General features: G+C 46.1%; 15 protein-coding genes. 3 read left to right on the top strand and 12 right to left on the bottom strand.

Annotation, left to right across the window (positions count from 1 at the left end):
* Position 1 precedes the first annotated feature (1 nt).
* On the bottom strand, positions 2-799 hold the full coding sequence (locus GJB61_RS02305) for a sulfate ABC transporter permease subunit (protein WP_154116707.1): 798 nt from the start codon (positions 797-799) through the stop codon (positions 2-4).
* On the bottom strand, positions 796-1,611 hold the full coding sequence (gene cysT / locus GJB61_RS02300; protein WP_154116705.1) for a sulfate ABC transporter permease subunit CysT: 816 nt from the start codon (positions 1,609-1,611) through the stop codon (positions 796-798). Before cysT ends, GJB61_RS02305 begins: the two co-directional genes overlap by 4 nt.
* A gap of 180 nt (positions 1,612-1,791) precedes the next feature.
* Here cysT and GJB61_RS02295 point away from each other — a divergent pair, with 180 nt between their 5' ends.
* Positions 1,792-2,193: a secondary thiamine-phosphate synthase enzyme YjbQ gene (locus GJB61_RS02295; RefSeq protein WP_154116703.1), complete on the top strand. Its 402-nt coding sequence runs from the start codon at positions 1,792-1,794 to the stop codon at positions 2,191-2,193.
* A 137-nt stretch (positions 2,194-2,330) separates the two neighbouring features.
* On the opposite strand, the gene GJB61_RS02290 is transcribed toward GJB61_RS02295, so the two are convergent.
* From GJB61_RS02290 to GJB61_RS02280, 3 genes are all read right to left on the bottom strand, one after another.
* Positions 2,331-2,912 (bottom strand): TetR/AcrR family transcriptional regulator, encoded by a 582-nt coding sequence (locus tag GJB61_RS02290; RefSeq protein ID WP_154116702.1) that lies wholly within the window; start codon positions 2,910-2,912, stop codon positions 2,331-2,333.
* Between the two features lie 4 nt (positions 2,913-2,916).
* Positions 2,917-3,549 (bottom strand): YigZ family protein, encoded by a 633-nt coding sequence (locus GJB61_RS02285; RefSeq protein WP_154117283.1) that lies wholly within the window; start codon positions 3,547-3,549, stop codon positions 2,917-2,919.
* Between the two features lie 130 nt (positions 3,550-3,679).
* Positions 3,680-5,035: a glucose-6-phosphate isomerase gene (locus GJB61_RS02280; protein WP_154116701.1), complete on the bottom strand. Its 1,356-nt coding sequence runs from the start codon at positions 5,033-5,035 to the stop codon at positions 3,680-3,682.
* A 244-nt stretch (positions 5,036-5,279) separates the two neighbouring features.
* On the opposite strand from GJB61_RS02280, the gene GJB61_RS02275 reads away from it, so the two are divergent.
* A complete protein-coding gene (locus GJB61_RS02275; protein WP_154116699.1) occupies positions 5,280-6,182 on the top strand; it encodes an NAD(P)-dependent oxidoreductase in 903 nt (300 codons plus the stop codon).
* Positions 6,183-6,256: 74 nt separating this feature from the next.
* On the opposite strand, the gene GJB61_RS02270 is transcribed toward GJB61_RS02275, so the two are convergent.
* The 3 genes from GJB61_RS02270 to tkt form a co-directional block, all read right to left on the bottom strand.
* The gene (locus tag GJB61_RS02270) at positions 6,257-7,774 is read right to left on the bottom strand and encodes a methyl-accepting chemotaxis protein (RefSeq protein WP_195724199.1); all 1,518 of its coding nucleotides are present in this window, start codon (positions 7,772-7,774) and stop codon (positions 6,257-6,259) included.
* Positions 7,775-7,929: 155 nt separating this feature from the next.
* Positions 7,930-8,247 carry a pyrimidine/purine nucleoside phosphorylase gene (gene ppnP / locus GJB61_RS02265; protein ID WP_154116695.1) on the bottom strand — a complete coding sequence of 106 codons (318 nt, stop codon included), beginning with the start codon at positions 8,245-8,247 and terminating at the stop codon, positions 7,930-7,932.
* 36 nt (positions 8,248-8,283) lie between these two features.
* Positions 8,284-10,326, bottom strand: a complete 2,043-nt coding sequence (gene tkt / locus GJB61_RS02260; protein WP_154116693.1) for a transketolase — start codon at positions 10,324-10,326, stop codon at positions 8,284-8,286.
* A 308-nt stretch (positions 10,327-10,634) separates the two neighbouring features.
* Between tkt and GJB61_RS02255 the strand changes: the two genes are divergently transcribed.
* A complete protein-coding gene (locus tag GJB61_RS02255; protein WP_195724198.1) occupies positions 10,635-11,243 on the top strand; it encodes a hypothetical protein in 609 nt (202 codons plus the stop codon).
* A 115-nt stretch (positions 11,244-11,358) separates the two neighbouring features.
* Here GJB61_RS02255 and GJB61_RS02250 read toward each other — a convergent pair whose 3' ends face one another.
* From GJB61_RS02250 to GJB61_RS02235, 4 genes are read right to left on the bottom strand one after another with little or no spacing between them, the layout of a single operon-like run.
* Positions 11,359-12,714 (bottom strand): MATE family efflux transporter, encoded by a 1,356-nt coding sequence (locus GJB61_RS02250; protein WP_154116691.1) that lies wholly within the window; start codon positions 12,712-12,714, stop codon positions 11,359-11,361.
* Between the two features lie 18 nt (positions 12,715-12,732).
* Entirely contained in the window at positions 12,733-13,509 is a 777-nt protein-coding gene (locus GJB61_RS02245) for a dihydrofolate reductase family protein (RefSeq protein WP_154116689.1), read from the bottom strand.
* Positions 13,510-13,537: 28 nt separating this feature from the next.
* A complete protein-coding gene (locus GJB61_RS02240; RefSeq protein WP_154116687.1) occupies positions 13,538-14,668 on the bottom strand; it encodes a sugar ABC transporter substrate-binding protein in 1,131 nt (376 codons plus the stop codon).
* A gap of 28 nt (positions 14,669-14,696) precedes the next feature.
* Positions 14,697-16,625 carry an alpha-amylase family protein gene (locus tag GJB61_RS02235; RefSeq protein ID WP_154116685.1) on the bottom strand — a complete coding sequence of 643 codons (1,929 nt, stop codon included), beginning with the start codon at positions 16,623-16,625 and terminating at the stop codon, positions 14,697-14,699.
* Positions 16,626-16,658: the final 33 nt, after the last annotated feature.

The following is a 16,658-nucleotide window of genomic DNA, read 5'->3' as shown; positions in this document are numbered from 1 at the left end:
ATCAATGCACTCCCTTTCTTCTCTTGGTCCATTCCATCAATAACAGCAGACCTATGGAAAATGCAGCCAATACCAGCGCTACCCCACCCGCAGCCGTTACATTAAAGTTCTCAACATCCTGATAGACCAGTGTGGTCGCCGTCTGGGTTTTGTTCATAATGTTGCCCGATACGACGAGCACTGCGCCGAACTCTCCAAGTGAACGAGCTACGGTCAGGATAACACCATACATGACTGCCCAGCGGATTGAAGGCCAAGTCACTCTCCAAAAAGTGGTCCAGGCGCGAGCGCCCAGTGTCGAAGCGGCCTCCTCCTGCTGGGAGCCAATTTCCTGAAGAACAGGCATGACCTCACGCACCATTAACGGGAACGTCACGAACAGGGTAGCAATGACCATTCCGGGAAAAGCATACACGATCTTCAGTCCAATTCCTTCAAAGATTGCACCCAGGGCACTATCAGGACCAAGCAGCAGCACAATCATCAGCCCGCCAATTACAGGCGATACCGCATAAGGCAAATCGACAATACTATTAAGTAATCCTTTAAGCCGCCGATTGATCCAATTCGCACGCACAAGATAAAGGGCCATCATTACTCCGAACAAGGTATTCAGCAGCGTAACCACAACAACGACCAACCCGGTCATCAGCAGTGCATGTTGCGCCTCTGGCCTTGTAAGGGCAGCCCAGAAACCATCAAAGCCCTGACTGAAGGCACCGGTTGTCATCTTGCCTAACGGCGCGATAATGAGTAGAAAGAATACCAGATACGTTATTCCAATCCACAATCGTCTCATGATCTTCTCCCCCGCATCTGCAGCATGTTAATCAGCCAGAGGATCGCAAAGGATAAGGTTAACAGAATGATAGACACCGCAGCGGCTCCCACCGGATTATCACTCTCTACTTCACCAAAAATAAAAACGGAAGACACGAGCGTACGGCCCGGGATATTGCCTGCCACGAGTACTACGGCACCGAATTCAGCCAGCGCCCGCGAGAATGCGAGCATCCCACCGCCTATCATACCAGGAGCCATCGAAGGCAGGATAACCCGTAGGAATACCCGACCTCCCTTAGCCCCCATAGTGTAAGCCGCCTCTTCTTCAGAGGGGTCTAGTTCCTCTAGTAGCGGCTGTACCGCTCTGATTACAAAGGGAAAGGTTACGAAGATCATGGCGATAACGATAGCCGGCTGGTGAAAAACAATCTCGAAGCCCAGCGCTTCCACTATCCCGCCAATGAGACTGCCCGGACCTAGCAGCAGCAAAATCATTAATCCGCCAACTGCCGTAGGCAGGGCAAAGGGTAAATCCACGAGACTGTTCAGCAGAGCCTTACCGGGGAATTTATAACGAATGAGGACCCAGGCAATCATTGTTCCTAAGAAGACATTAATGACAGTAGCGATAATGGCCAGCTTCAGCGTTAGCAGCACCGACTTCCAAGCAATCGGGTCACTTATGCTTTCGATAAAGTTGCCAAAGCCAAGCGAAAATGAGTTGTAATACACCCCTAGAATCGGCAACACGATCAGCACTACAAAATAGAGCAGGATCGTACTCCGGAAACCCCAGGTCCATCCCTTATGTCTTAGCAGCGAATTCAACGATTATGTCCCCCCACCTCCGGCTAACCGGTCGGTATACTAGCTCATACAATTATTCCTATTAATATACTTGGTTTTATATAATCACTACTTTACCAAAAACGTCTGGCTACAGTCAATTACTTTCCAGCCATTTCGGGGTAAAATATATTAATACTTGTTAAGGGAGGGGAATTAACTATGTTGCATACGATGGAGATTTCTACCAGCAAACGGGATGAACTGCGGGATATTACCCGTGAAGTGATTTCCTATGTCAAAAAAAGCGGAGTGCAAAACGGAATTATTGTTGTTTATTGTCCGCACACTACGGCAGGAATTGCTATCAATGAGAATGCCGATCCCGATGTGCGGCACGATGTACTCATGCGTCTTAATGAGGTCTATCCCTGGGAGCACCCCAAATATCAGCATGCAGAAGGGAACACCGCCTCGCATCTCAAATCTATAACGGCTGGTCCATCGCAGAGTATCATCATCCATGAGGGGGAGCTGCTGCTCGGTCGCTGGCAGGGTATCTATTTTTGCGAATTCGATGGACCTAGACGCCGGCAGTGTTATCTGAAAATTGTAGCAGGCTAGAACACAAATAGGGCCGCACCAGCAATTTCACGGAGCGGCCCTCTATACTATTAATTTCATAATGCTTTCACCAAGCGCCGAACTAATGTTATACCAATGCGCAGCTGTAAAGCGTCGAGCCATAAAAAAACTGCAATTTATAAATTGCGGCATAATACCTTAATATGAGAGACTGCTAGAGCTTTAACATCATCAAAAGAAATTTTGTCCTGAATGTAATAAGAAACAAAGCCGTGAGCGGATAAGAACAAAGTCAGCGGCACGTTCTGCCAATCCTCTGTAACATAACCCTCTTCCTTCATATGACTGCGAATGATACTTGCGAATAGATCAAAACATCGTCCTTGTTCTGCTCGACAATAAGCCAGCAGTTCCTCATCACGAATCATAAACATAATCTCATATTGATACGGATGATCCAATCCAAACTTGATAAATTCCATAATCAGCTGTTCAACCCGAGTCATACCCTCTTCTGGGGCCTTACTCATTGCCTGGCTCAGCAGTGCAGCCACATAATCAAAATCTTCGACAACAATGGCGTAGAATAACTCCGCCTTTTCCTTGAAATGATAATAGAGTGAGCCGTGGCTGTATCCCAAATGCTGTCCGATGCTGCGCATTGAAATGGCCCGGTACCCTTTGGTAATAAACAGATGCCTCGCTGCTTCCAATATTCTTTCCCTCGACAACTCCTGCTCCACTGCTCTTCTTGCCATGTCTTTATTCCCCTTCGCTGTAGTAAATCCGCCGCCCTTCTGATACTAAGGCTTGACCTTGGGTTAAATCTGTTATCCATGCCATAAATGCGTCGCCCTCATCATTGCGGGGTAGACAATTAAGCGTCACTTTGTCGGTGAACACTGTATCGCCAGTCTGAATGCCACGTCCTCGAAGCTCATTCTCGACCTTGCCCAGCCATGTATAATCTATTTCGACAAAGACCTCACGCCGTAATACACGGGTAATGACCTCTCCTGCCTCTAGCGCAAGTACAGCGCCGTCCGTATAAGCCCGGATCAGTCCTCCTGCACCTAGCATAATGCCTCCGAAATAACGGGTGACAACAATTGCAACATTTTTAACGCCCTGGTTACGAATTACTTCCAAAATCGGTTTGCCGGCTGTTCCACTCGGTTCACCGTCGTCTGATTGCCTCTGAATTTCGTCTCTCTCACCAAGCGAATAAGCGGAGCAATTATGTGTAGCATTCCAATGCTTCTTCTTGATGTCTTCAATAAATACAACCGCTTCTGCTTCATTCTCAATCGGCATGACATGACCGATAAAACGTGATTTACGAATTACGACTTCCCGGGAGCCGGGAGAACGCACCGTCCGGTATTGTTCCAGCATCATTATTCCAGTCCTTATTATGCATATAATGGCTTAATAAATGATAAGAGCAGCCCGCGGTATTGGATTACCTATGGACTGCTCCCGTGTAAATTGCTCTAGTATGAAGGGTCTGTGAAGTACTGCAATACTACTCGGTAAGTCTGGCTTCCAGCTCTGCTTTTTCTTTCTCGTAGCCCGGTTTGCCAAGAAGCGCGAACATGTTCTTCTTGTAAGCTTCTACGCCAGGTTGGTCAAATGGATTAACACCCAGCAGATATCCGCTGATTCCGCAGGCTTTTTCAAAGAAATACACCAGATAACCAAAGGTATATGGTGTTTGATCAGGAATGGTAACGATCAGGTTCGGTACTTGACCGTCCGTATGCGCCAGCATTGTGCCCTGGAAAGCCTTTTTGTTAACGAAATCCATTGTCTTGCCAGTCAGGAAGTTCAGACCGTCCAAGTCGTCAGGATCGCTCTCAATCGTTACATGATGTTCAACGTTCTCCACTTGGATAACTGTTTCAAAAATGTTGCGGTTGCCCTCTTGGATAAATTGGCCCATGGAGTGCAGGTCTGTGGAGAAATCAACAGAGGAAGGATAAATCCCCTTGTAGTCCTTGCCTTCGCTTTCGCCAAACAGCTGTTTCCACCATTCGGATACAAAATGCAGGGAAGGTTCGTAGTTCACAAGGATTTCTGTTGTCTTGCCTTTGCGGTACAAAGCATTACGGACAGCGGCGTATTGATAACTCTGGTTGGTTGCCACATCCGGATTGTTGAACTCATCGGCTGCTGCGGCTGCACCTTGCATCATTTCTTCAATGTTAATTCCTGCGACAGCAATCGGCAGTAAACCAACAGGAGTAAGTACAGAATAACGTCCGCCTACATCATCAGGAATGATGAACGACTCGTAACCTTCTTCAGTAGCAAGCTTCTTGAGTGCGCCTTTTTCCTTGTCAGTAGTAGCGTAGATGCGTTTGCGTGCTTCTTCTTTACCGTATTTCTTCTCCAGCTCTGCACGGAAAATACGGAAAGCAATAGCCGGTTCAGTCGTTGTACCGGACTTGGAGATTACGTTCACGGAGAAGTCTTTACCTTCTACAAGATCAAGCAAATGCGTGATGTATGTGGAGCTGATGTTGTTACCGGCAAAATATACTTCCGGTGTCTTGCGTTTGTCTTTGGAGAGATTATTGTAGAAAGAATGCGATAACGCCTCAATAGCTGCGCGTGCTCCCAGGTAAGAACCCCCAATGCCAATAACGATCAGCACTTCGGAATCGCTCTGGATCTTCTTGGCAGCTTGTTGAATGCGGGCGAACTCTTCCTTGTCATAAGCGGTAGGTAGATCAATCCAGCCAAGATAATCCGAACCGGTTCCGGTCTTCTCATGCAGCTGTTCATGGGCTAGTTTAATTGGAGCGGCAAAGTAATCAATTTCATGCTGGCTGAAGAAGGAAAGAGCTTTGCTGTAGTCAAAATTAATCTTTTTAGACATCGGTAATGGTAGCCTCCTGTATATCTCTTTTAATTTGACACCGTTTGTTACAACTTTATAATAGGATACTTTAATTTGCCGTGACTGGCAAGGTCTAAGGGCACATCTCGGGCTGCAGAACCATGTTTTTTGCGAGTTTTGTGGAAGCGTTTGCCGAGTGAAACCTGAATTCTGTAGTGTGGAACCTGTCCGAGAGCCGTGTTAGAATGAAGAAAAGTGATCCTAATGTGAAGGTGGACATGCAATGAAACAGATAGGCTTTATCGGGCTCGGAACAATGGGAGCGCCAATGGCTTCCAACTTGCTGCGCGGCGGATTTAAGGTTACCGTATACAATCGCACCGCATCCAGATGTATACCACTTGCAGAAGAAGGTGCACAGACTGCTCCTACTCCACGGGCCGCTGCAGAAGGCAAGGATGTTATTATTACCATGGTCAGCAATGATGATTCCATTCGTGAAGTATTTTACGGGAAAGACGGAATACTTGACGTGCTGAAGCCTGGAGCTGTAATTATCGATTCCAGTACCATCTCCCCGGATTTGGTGCGGGAAATTACAGCAGCCGTGGAAGAACGCGGCGGGAAGTTTCTGGATGCACCGGTAACCGGCAGCAAACCGGCGGCTATTGAAGGTACATTGGTGTTCATGGTCGGTGGCAGCGCGGAGGTCATTGAAGCGAACCGTGATATATTCGACACACTGGGTAAATTATTACTACACATGGGCGATAACGGTAGCGGTGCCGTAGCTAAGCTTGCTCATAACGCCATGGTAGGTATTCATAACGTTGCGCTTGCCGAAGGTTTCGCGATCGCTGTGAAATCCGGCGTACCTGCGGACAAGTTCCTGGAGCTGGTTCAGGCAGGCTCAGCAGGCAGCAGACAGGCTGAACTCAAGGGCCGCAAGATCATCGAGAATGATTTCAGCAATCAGTTCTCGCTGGCGTTAATGTTAAAGGATCTTAAGCTTGCTTCCTCTCTCAGCGACTCCACAGGCGTACCTTCGCCGATGCTGGGTCTGGCTAAGAGTATGTTCCAGGCTGGTTATACACAAGGCCACGGCGATGAGGATCTTTCTGCAGTCGTCAAATGCTACGAGGAATGGATCGGACAAAAAATAGGCGGGCAGCAAACAAGCAAATAAAGATATCCCAAGCCGAAAAAAGCAACCTCCCGAGTTTGAAGGAGGTTGCTTTTTTTACGATTCACTTAAATCACCTAATTCAAAACCTGACGCAAACTGGTCTCAGCCTCTTTAATTCCTACCAGACTGAAGCGGTTAGTCTGAAGCAAAGATTGCAGGGTTGCCGAAAGCTGTTCCAACGTTGCCGATGCCTCTTCACTAATAGAAGCCAGGTCTGTTGTAGAATCGGCAATCGTACCTGAAGACTCTGTAATTCGATTCATCAGTCCTCCGTAGCCTTTAGACAATAGATTTAATTGTGTGATCGCATCCGTGATGGACTCAAAGGATTGTTTGGTTTGCTCCATAATTTCTGTACTTTGCTGCACGCGAAGGCTAGCTTGATTCATTTTGGTTCTGGACAATTCAGACTGATCCGTAAAACGCTGCAATTGTTCAGTGATACGAATAGCAGCTTGTGAAGTCAGATCAGCCAGCTTGCGGATCTCCATCGCTACAACAGCAAATCCCCGTCCATGCTCACCTGCTCTAGCTGCTTCAATACTGGCATTGAGCGAGAGTAAATTGGTCTGACTGGCAATATTCTGAATCGTTACACTGAATTGGCTTGTCTCGGCTATACTATCAAGCAGTTCCGTGGTTACCACGGCGACAGACTCAATATCCAGCCTGAAATCAGAATTGGTCGTAGACAGCAGCTCCATACTCTCCTTACCCTGATCCGATAATTGAGCCGCTTCGTTAGTTCTTTCCAATAAGCTATGGATCGAATCGGACATTTCTTTAATCATTGAATTCATATCCTGTATGGACTCATTGATAGACAAAGTTGAATTGACTTGATCATTGGCACCCGTAGCAATTTCTTGAAAAGCAATATTCATCTCTTCAAAGGAGTTGTTATTCTCCTCTCCTGCCCTCGTAACTGTAGTCAAGTGTTCTGTGACCGAAGTGACGTTATTAAGTACCGTTTGTTTTTGACTTTGCTGTTGTGCAGATAGCTGCTCTGCTAATTTTCTGGAGAGTTCCATATTCTTGATCAGTTGGGTGGATACTCTTAATAGAGCAAATAGCAAAACAGCAATTAATATATAAATAATGAAAAAAGTAGGCGCAGAAGTCGAATCGATATGAAGGATATCCTTTTGCATTACAACCATATAATACAGCATTACAAAACCAGCAATTAGACTAATAATCGTTGGCCATAATTTCATGAAAATCATTGTCAATATGATCAGATAGTAAATAGAAAATGTATTCGCAATATTGGGAGACATTTCCAAGGAGATAGCCGAGCTCACAATACTCGACACCACGGCAAAATAACAAATATGTTGAATCCAAACTCGTTTAAAGTGCAGCAAACCATAGATAGCCAAACCTGCCACTTGTATGATCACCATCAGTATTGTACCAAATTCAATTTGTCCTTTACTTAAACCAAGAATACTTAGAACGGTAACGCATGCCGTGAAGGTCATCGCCAGAAAGACAACAAAATTCCGCTTAATCATGTCAATATCAAAATCAGAAAACTGCTGGTCTTTCTTTTTGGAAGTTAATGCCTCAACATCTGGTTGTTTTTTCAATTTAACCGCCGCCTTCATCATGTAACCTAGTCTACATGATTGAAATTCGACATTTTATAACAATAACCTTTAATTTTTCCATTCTTATGTTTCGTCAAGCAAAAAAAAGAAAAGCCCCTATGACTAAGGGCTTTCCAAAGATAGTTATTAATGGATTACATAATCGGGTAAGAACAGCAATAATCAGTTAGCTCAAATACCTCAAGTGCAAATTTGGAATTGCCGGGAACATGGAACGTCTCTGCTCCTTTGATTTCCTGCCATATCTCTGAACCAGGTAGCAATACTTTAAGATCACCGGACAGAATTTCCATGGTCTCAGGACCTTCAGTATTGAATTCGTAAACACCCGGAAGCATGATCCCTAATGTTACCTTGGTTCCGTCTTCCAAAAAGAGCGTGCGGCTAGTTACTTGTCCATCATGATAGATATTGGCTGCTTTTTGAACGGTTACATTTTTGAACTCACTCATAGATTTGTTCTCTCCTTCTGTACTTACATCCACCTATTATAGCAGTGCTTTCACACGGCTAACAACATTCTCTACCGTAAAACCATACTCTTTGATTACAGTATCACCAGGTGCGGAAGCTCCAAAGGTAGTAATGCCGAGAATATCGCCTTGATCGCCTGTGTAACGTTCCCAGCCAAAGGTTTGCGCCATTTCAATGGCAAGACGGGCTTTAACTCCTGGCAGGATAACGGAATCACGGTATTCCTTATCTTGCTTCTCGAACAGATCCCAGCTCGGCAAGCTGATTACACGTACATCAATGCCTTCTTCAGCCAAAGCAGCCTGTGCCTTCACAGCTAGCTGCACTTCAGAACCTGTAGCAATAATCTGTGCTTGTGGTGTAGCGTTTTTAGCTTCAGAAACGACATATCCACCACGTTTGATATTGTCACGCACACCTACAACTGTACCTGGCAGAATCGGCAGGTTCTGGCGGGTAAGCACCAATGCTACAGGATTCGATTTATTTTCCATAGCATAAGCCCATGCTGCCGACGTTTCATTGCCATCAGCCGGACGAATAACAGTAAGACCCGGGATGATACGCAGGGATGCCAGCTGTTCGATAGGCTCATGGGTAGGTCCATCTTCACCCACAGCGATACTGTCATGTGTCAGAACATAAGTTACAGGCAGCTTCATGATTGAAGCCAAACGAACTGCCGGACGCAGATAATCCGTGAACACGAAGAATGTGCCGCCGAACACTTTTAATCCACTATGCAGAGCGATACCGTTCATAGCAGCCGCCATACCAAACTCACGTACGCCGAAATAGATATTACGGCCATCATAAGATTCGGATGTATACGTAGACAAACCATTTAGATGCGTCATTGTAGAGCTTTCAAGGTCAGCCGATCCGCCCACTAATTGGGGAATTCCAGCCGTCAGTCCGTTCAGTGCATTACCGGAAGCAATACGTGTCGATACAGCTTTATCTTCAGTAGTATAGGTTGGAAGCTTCGCATCCCAGCCCTCAGGCAGGTCACCATTGATTGCTGTTTCGAATTGTGTAGCCAGCTCTGGATATGCATTTTTGTAAGCTGCAAATTGCTCGTCCCATAATTTATTGGCCGCAATTCCGCTTTCCTTAACTATGGCAAAACGGGCGCGAACTTCGTCAGGCACATGGAAGTTTTCTTCGTAGACCCATTTGTAGAAATCCTTCGTCAACTTTGCTTCGTCCGCACCAAGTGGGGAACCATGCGTACCGCCATGTCCACCTTTACCTTGTTTGTTCGGACTGCCGTAGCCGATAATTGTCTTCACTTCGATCAGCGTCGGTTTGCTGCTGTCCGCTTGCGCTTCTGCCAAAGCTTGTTCAAGTGCCGGAAGATCGTTGCCATCCTCTACACGCAGAACCTGCCAGCCATAGGCTTCAAAACGTTTGGCTACGTTCTCGGAGAATGACAGATTCAGTTTACCGTCAAGAGAAATATCATTGGAATCGTACATTACAATCAATTTGCCCAGCTTCAAATGACCGGCAAGTGATGCAGACTCGGAGGAGATGCCTTCCATCAGGTCGCCATCGCCACAAATTGCAAAGGTATAATGGTCAACTACTTTATGTTCATCTTTGTTATAGGTAGCAGCCAATTGAGTTTCAGCCATCGCCATGCCCACTGCCATACCGATACCTTGTCCCAAAGGACCTGTAGTCGCATCAACACCAGCTGTATGACCAACCTCTGGGTGACCCGGAGTTAAGCTGCCCCATTGACGGAATTTCTTCAATTCTTCCATTGGCAGATCATATCCGCTGAGGTGCAGCAAGCTGTATAGCAGCATGGAGCCATGTCCTGCAGATAACACAAAACGGTCACGGTTAACCCATGTTGGATGATCAGGGTTATGTTTCATTGTCTTGGCAAATAATTGATAGCCCATTGGGGCTGAACCCATTGGCATACCTGGGTGGCCGGAGTTTGCTTTCTCGATCGCATCGATCGCCAGGGTCCGAATGGTTGTGATCGCCAGGTTGTCAACTGTAGAGTTTTCTTCCTTTTGAATCGCTTGTTGTTGTTCAGTCATTAATATAATCCTCCTCTAAAATCTCAAGAATGTCATTTTGACTCTTATTGTATCACTAGTGTGGAAGCATTTCCAATTGTTTTTGTAAACTCTAGATTTCAACAGCTTAATTTCCACTATATTAGCAAATTTCATACATATGAGATTTATAATGCAATCAACCTAGGGCCAGTTCTTTCTTGGGCTTAAGTCTAGTTTCAAGCTCCGACTAAAGTTTGTTTAATAAAACTGGAATATACAGTAAGATGGAGGTACTCAAGAGAACTGATACGGATTATCCAATATTTTCAGCAGAGAGGAATTCGAACATGACCTTACAAAAGGATATCTATGTTGTGCTTACTGGGACAGGCACTGCCTTCAGCGGTGTTATAAGATGGTTCACAAGGGCGGATCTAAATCATGCTTCGATTGCCTTTGACAGTGAACTGCGGGAAGTGTACAGCTTTGGAAGAAAAAGAAGACATAATCCTTTTGTTGCTGGCTTAATTCAAGAGAACTTTATCGACTCTTTCTATAGTGATGCCGATTGCGCCGTCTACCTGCTGCGAGTAAGTGCTAAGGAATATGATACGATGTACGATCACGTGCAGGGTATGATGCAAAATCAGGAACGCTACAAGTACCACCTGTTAGGCTTGGTGGGAGTGCTGTTGCACATTAAAATCGACAGGGAAGATGCCTATTTCTGTTCCCACTTTGTAGCTTCAGTCTTTGAAGAAACCAAGGTTCAACCAGTACACAAGCCCTCCTGCTTCGTTACCCCCGAGGATTTCGCCTTGTCGCTGTGTGCTCATAAAATATTCAGTGGCAAGCTGTCTTATTATTTGGGGAAGACCGACGTAATCTCTGATCGTTCATCAGCGTTGCATACTACTGGAACTTCGACAGCCTCCGTTGCGGCGCGGATCATATGATTACCAGATAGAGGACTACGCATGTTATGCAACGGATGCAACTAAACAAGGCTAAGCAGCTCCCCCTCCGCTTAGCCTTGTTTAGTTATCCTCTATTCCGAACACTGCTTACCACTTACACAGTCAAATCTTCAACTAAATTTTTCATCCACTTACGGGAGTAAATACGCGAGAATCCCAAGCCGAAGCGGACAACCTCCTCGAGAGATAACACAAGATACACGAGATAAACAGGCTGCTTCCAGACGTACGACAGCAACAATCCGGAGGGAACACCTATAATCCATGTTGCGGTTGATTCCATTGCGAACACGTACTTGCTATCCCCACCGCTATTCAGAATGCCACCAGCCATAATCATATTAGATACTTTGACCCACAAAAAACCCGCAAACACGATAATTACATATATGCCCATTTGTTTGGCATCTTCGGAGATGTTAAAGGCAGAGACATACAGCTTCGAGCCTGCCGCAATGACACCCCCGACGATCAGAGAGATGACGATGCCAAGGCGAATGAATCGTTTGGCGTGATCGAGTGCGAGGTCGGTTTCATTCGCTCCTAAGCGGTTGCCGACCATGACCCCGGCTGCGCTAGCCAGCCCGGACAACAAACCAATACAAAGCCCTTGCAGCGGAAATGTAATTGTCATCGCGGTCATCTCCATCGTCCCCATACGGCTATAGATGACCGCATATGCCGTTTCGCCCAATACCCAGATTAATTCATTCAACAGAAGCGGAAAAACCGTTCTAAAAAATTTGTGGATGAGCGGTTTTGGAATGATAAACAAGTTCTTCAACCCGACAGCTCCCGGCAAGCGATACCGATATACGGCACCAATGATTAGCAAGCATTCAAAAAACCTGGAAATGAGCGTGGCAATGGCCGCGCCCTTCAAGCCGAACTCAGGTGCGCCGAAATGACCAAAAATAAGCAGGTAATTCAGCACAATGTTCAACACGACCGTAATTAAGCTCGCATACATCGGCCACTTGGCATACCCGGTACTACGCAAAATCGCGGAATACATCATCGTCAGCATGACAGGTACAAAGCCGATAGACATAATTTTTAGGAAAATGTACCCGTTTTCCGTCACATTCACGTCAGTCGTGAACATGCTCAGAAAGAGCGGTGAATCCAGGAAGACGGCTGCCGAGAATAGGAACGAGAACGCAAAACCGACGATCAGCCCGAGACCAAGCACCTGGGATACGCTTTTGGTGTCTTTTTTCCCCCAGAACTGGGCAGTATAAATGGATACACCGGTCGATAAACCAGCCAATACAACCGCGATGATCCCGTAAATTTTCGTCGACATCCCGACCGAAGCAATGGCCACATCTCCAAGTTGTCCAACCATCAATTGATCGGTCAAGTTGAGCAATGCCATCAGCAAGCTTTGAAGCGTAACGGGTATGGCGATTTTGTATACATTTTTGTAAAAATGTTCCTTGTTCGACATGATATCCCCTCTATCCTCTTAACTTTTAAAATAGGCCCGCGGTCTACTAGTACCCCGTCCATCGTGAATATACCGGCTTGAAATGGTAGGTTCTGACTTGAAGGTGATATCACGATGATGCCCTCCTGCATCAGTTGAATCGCTTTTTTTGTAGCGAATGAGCGTGTAATTATGTTTTGGTTGAATTTCTACAACCTTAAACTTTTTCGTAAAAGACATCTCCTGATACCCTTCTCCATCCACTAAAGTAATATTTGATGAGCCTCCTATAATGATCGGGAGCTGCATCAGAATAATTTCATCCACAAGACCCTGATTAAAAACATGCCAGTTCAAAATTCCGCCGCCTTCAACCATCAAGTCGATAATGCCGTATTTATCTTCCAACTGACGTTCAAGCTCTACGAAGTCGACTTTATCTTCGCCGCAGATAAGGCAATCCTTCCCTCTTTCCCGGATCTGCTGGATTTTGTAATCATCTCTCCCTTGCTCGGTTGTGACGATAATCGTCTTCCCCTGATCGGAGAGCACATTGCTGTCCAGTGAAATGTCCAAAGTGGTAGTCGGAATAATACGGATTGGATTTTTGTTTTTCTCATAACGATTGGTGAGAAACGGATTGTCGGTGAGGATCGTATTTTTACCGACCATGATGCCCTGCACATTACCCCGGAATCGATGGATAAATTTCATATCTTGAGCGGAAAATAGCGAAAAAAGCTCTTTGCTCGATTTACCAGCCCCAAAGGTTAGCTTACCATCGATAGAAATTTGGCTGAATATAGTTGTTTTCATTTCGTATCACTCCTTCTCCTATCTATTTTTATAAGCTGCTTAGAGCCCCTTGTATAGTTTCATCTATTTTTTTCAACGCTTGTTCCGCATTGCTCGAAGATAGCTCGACCAGACCGGCATTCATCGAGTCCCATACCTGGATCATGAAAGGATGGGTCGGCATCGGACGAGTGTTATCCAAAAGCGACAAAATCGCTTTTTTATTCGGAGTAGTAGAGGCCGCTACACGTTTCAGCACCCCTTCATGAGCCGGAATACGCTGCACATTAACCGCCCACATCGACTGGCATTCATCGCTCAACATAAAGCGCGTGAACGATAAGAGATCTTCCCGCTCCTCAGACAATAACGAATGATTCGGGTAAATCAGGCCGATGGAAGAAGACATGGATAACGATTGCCGGCCTTCAATGACCGGAAGCTGGCAAACCGCAAGTTTATCTTTCATATGCTTGTCCAAATGGTTATAAATCCACTCGCCGCAAATAATGGCACCAACCTTACCCTCAATGAACTGCTCTAGCAGTTCTGTTGAGCCATCGAGACTGACGAGCACGCCTTGATCCATCTTGTCGCGAATGAATTTCAGCGCCTGCTTCATTTCAGGGGTGGCGATATTCGGCTTCCCAGCCTCCACGGGCCAACCTCCAAAAGCTGAGAGAAACGGAATAAACCAGTAGCTTTGCTTCAAATCCGCCCCGATGGGTACGATGTCTTGAGCGAACAGCTTAGGGGCTGCTTCTTCGAATACGTCCCATGTCATCGGTGCACTAGCATAAATTTCTTTATTGTAATACACAACTAGATGGTTACCTCGCAATACCGGTACACCATACTGAACCCCATTTATTTGCATCGTTGAAAGGACACCTTCAGTCAGCACATTGGCAAACAGCTCGCCTGGCACTTCGGAGTAAAGACCGTTCTCCACGTAAGCGGTCATGTCGGCAGGAACCAGCGCCAGATGCGGACCTTGATGGGTTTCCTTAATTCGGTTCAGACCAACAATCAGTTCCGTAATGTTCATCACTTGCGGAGTAACCCGTACGCCGAAGCGCTCCGTATACAGCTTACAAATCTCCTCTAGCACTTCAATTGAGGTATCTCCTGGACCATCAAACTCATGCCATATCAATATCTCTTTTTTATTCTCTTTCATCGCAGGCTCTCTCCTTTGGATGAGGCATCTATTTTTGGTTTACGAGCACTAAAGCTTGATTAGGCGCAAGCAGCAAACTATTGAGTGTTTGACCTGCAATGCTGGCTGTTAAGGAGCTGTCCAGCTTAACGGTCATTGGGCTGCGGCCAGGTACGGCTGCCTTCAAATCAACGTGGGCGGAAGCATCTGCGCTCAGGTTAAAGCAGCAAATCAGTGTTTGATCTCCATACATATACCCATAAAGCACAACGTTATCGGGTGAAAGAGCTACGAAGAAGTTTTCCGGCTTGACTAGCCCGAGCCAGTCCTTCTTGAGGTCTCTTAGCTGAGCCAGCAGCGGCAGCATCGACGCAGGATTCGTCCAATTAATTCGCATGACGTTAAAAAAAGCGCGCGGGATGTCGGCTCCATTCGTATTATCTCCCAGTCCGCAGTTCAAGGGCTGCTCCTCATTCATCTCAAAGCCGGTCGTTATATACGGAATCGCGTTTGGAAGAAATTGATTAAATACCGCGATCATACGGGCTAACTCGACGCCGCCGCGGCTTGTGATACGAGGAGTATCGGCCGTTTCTGCACAGGCAAACACATGAATCTTTAAATTAGTCAGCTCCTCTAGGAATGAAACGAGATTGTCCTTGGTAATTTGCGTCATGACATTCCATCCGCTGCCAAGCATAATGTTGTAGCCAGTATTGGCCGCTTTCAGGTGGTTGCGATTAAACAAGTCTTCACTGATCAATATCGCATTTGGATTAATCTCTTTAATCGTGTCGAAAATGCAGGTCAGCAGCGGAGTCGGAAGCACATGTCCGATATCGATGCGGAAACCGTCAATGTTATACGTTTCAAGACTAAATCGTACCGCCCTCTCTAGAACGTCCCACAGTTCGAGGTTAGGCTCTTCTCCTGGGTAATCGTTGCATTTGATCGTATCGAAAAGGACATAGGGTGCCTGATTGGAGCTTATAAAATTCCTGACCTGCGGTGAGAAATCCTTGTAGAGACGCAGAAATGTAATATCGGTCCAGATCGGTTGAACGTCATTGATCCAATCGGAATGCGCAGGCGAAGTCGTTATTCCCATCTCTTGCTCCACCAAAGTCAATATTTCTTCTCCGGTCTTCGCCACTCTCTGCTTCAGTTGCTCCCAGAGAACCGGATTCAGCTCGTTTGGTGGCAGCGAAAACTTCGAAAGGAACGCCGCCGTCTTCTGGCTGTGATAGATTGTCTCCAACTTTCCAGGTGTGCACTCCTCAAAAAAACCAAGCTCCGGAATTAAAGGGGGCGCAAAGCCCTCCAGCTCTTCGTTGTTAATCCAGTAGACCCAATCCGGGTGCTCGGCGATGAACTCACTATTTCTCGCCGTTACGCGAGGTATGAAATCGATAACGACCTTAATATCAAGCAAATGGCAAGCTTCTACCAGAGCGCCAAGTTCATCGTGAATCGTGAAATTCCCCATGCCGTCCAGCAGGCTGTCATGCAGGTTCTGGTCTATATGGAACAGCGATTGCACGGCGTAAGGCGATCCAATGTCTCCTTTCAGATTCAGCTTGCTGTACCGGTTAATCGGAAGCATGTACAAGATATTGATGCCCATTTTTTTCAGTAGCGGCAGAAGAATAATGAAACGCAAAAAAGTACCGGATTCGATTGTTCCGTCATGTTTGTAGTCCCAAGCTGTCGAGTAGCGAACGAGTGAGGAATAGATTGCACTGACGTCCAGATCCGTGTGTTCCTTGAGCGAATACTTCCACGAAAGCTTGGACAAATACTGCAAATGCTCCGTTAAAAAATTATATGGGTGAACGTAAATCTCTCCTTCTTCCTCTGCGAGAATGCATTCATATCGACATTCGTTCCAAACCGCCGGTATCCAGATCGGCTCCATCTCTTTATCTTTGTGGATAGACAAGTAATCCTGAACGAGTCTTAATTTGCTCTTTTTGTTCATCAGCAGGTTTCTCCTCGCCTTGTTGTGGATTCG

This window comes from Paenibacillus monticola (assembly GCF_009664975.1).
GTDB classification, from domain to species: Bacteria; Bacillota; Bacilli; order Paenibacillales; family Paenibacillaceae; genus Paenibacillus_AQ; species Paenibacillus_AQ monticola.
This window is presented reverse-complemented; position numbering and strand designations above follow the sequence as displayed.

Coding starts and splice junctions, on each gene's coding strand:
- GJB61_RS02305 (WP_154116707.1), bottom strand. CDS start 799: ATGAGACGATTGTGGATTGGAATAACGTATCTGGTATTCTTTCTACTC.
- GJB61_RS02295 (WP_154116703.1), top strand. CDS start 1,792: ATGTTGCATACGATGGAGATTTCTACCAGCAAACGGGATGAACTGCGG.
- GJB61_RS02290 (WP_154116702.1), bottom strand. CDS start 2,912: ATGGCAAGAAGAGCAGTGGAGCAGGAGTTGTCGAGGGAAAGAATATTG.
- GJB61_RS02285 (WP_154117283.1), bottom strand. CDS start 3,549: ATGCTGGAACAATACCGGACGGTGCGTTCTCCCGGCTCCCGGGAAGTC.
- GJB61_RS02280 (WP_154116701.1), bottom strand. CDS start 5,035: ATGTCTAAAAAGATTAATTTTGACTACAGCAAAGCTCTTTCCTTCTTC.
- GJB61_RS02275 (WP_154116699.1), top strand. CDS start 5,280: ATGAAACAGATAGGCTTTATCGGGCTCGGAACAATGGGAGCGCCAATG.
- ppnP (WP_154116695.1), bottom strand. CDS start 8,247: ATGAGTGAGTTCAAAAATGTAACCGTTCAAAAAGCAGCCAATATCTAT.
- tkt (WP_154116693.1), bottom strand. CDS start 10,326: ATGACTGAACAACAACAAGCGATTCAAAAGGAAGAAAACTCTACAGTT.
- GJB61_RS02255 (WP_195724198.1), top strand. CDS start 10,635: ATGACCTTACAAAAGGATATCTATGTTGTGCTTACTGGGACAGGCACT.
- GJB61_RS02250 (WP_154116691.1), bottom strand. CDS start 12,714: ATGTCGAACAAGGAACATTTTTACAAAAATGTATACAAAATCGCCATA.
- GJB61_RS02245 (WP_154116689.1), bottom strand. CDS start 13,509: ATGAAAACAACTATATTCAGCCAAATTTCTATCGATGGTAAGCTAACC.
- GJB61_RS02240 (WP_154116687.1), bottom strand. CDS start 14,668: ATGAAAGAGAATAAAAAAGAGATATTGATATGGCATGAGTTTGATGGT.
- GJB61_RS02235 (WP_154116685.1), bottom strand. CDS start 16,625: ATGAACAAAAAGAGCAAATTAAGACTCGTTCAGGATTACTTGTCTATC.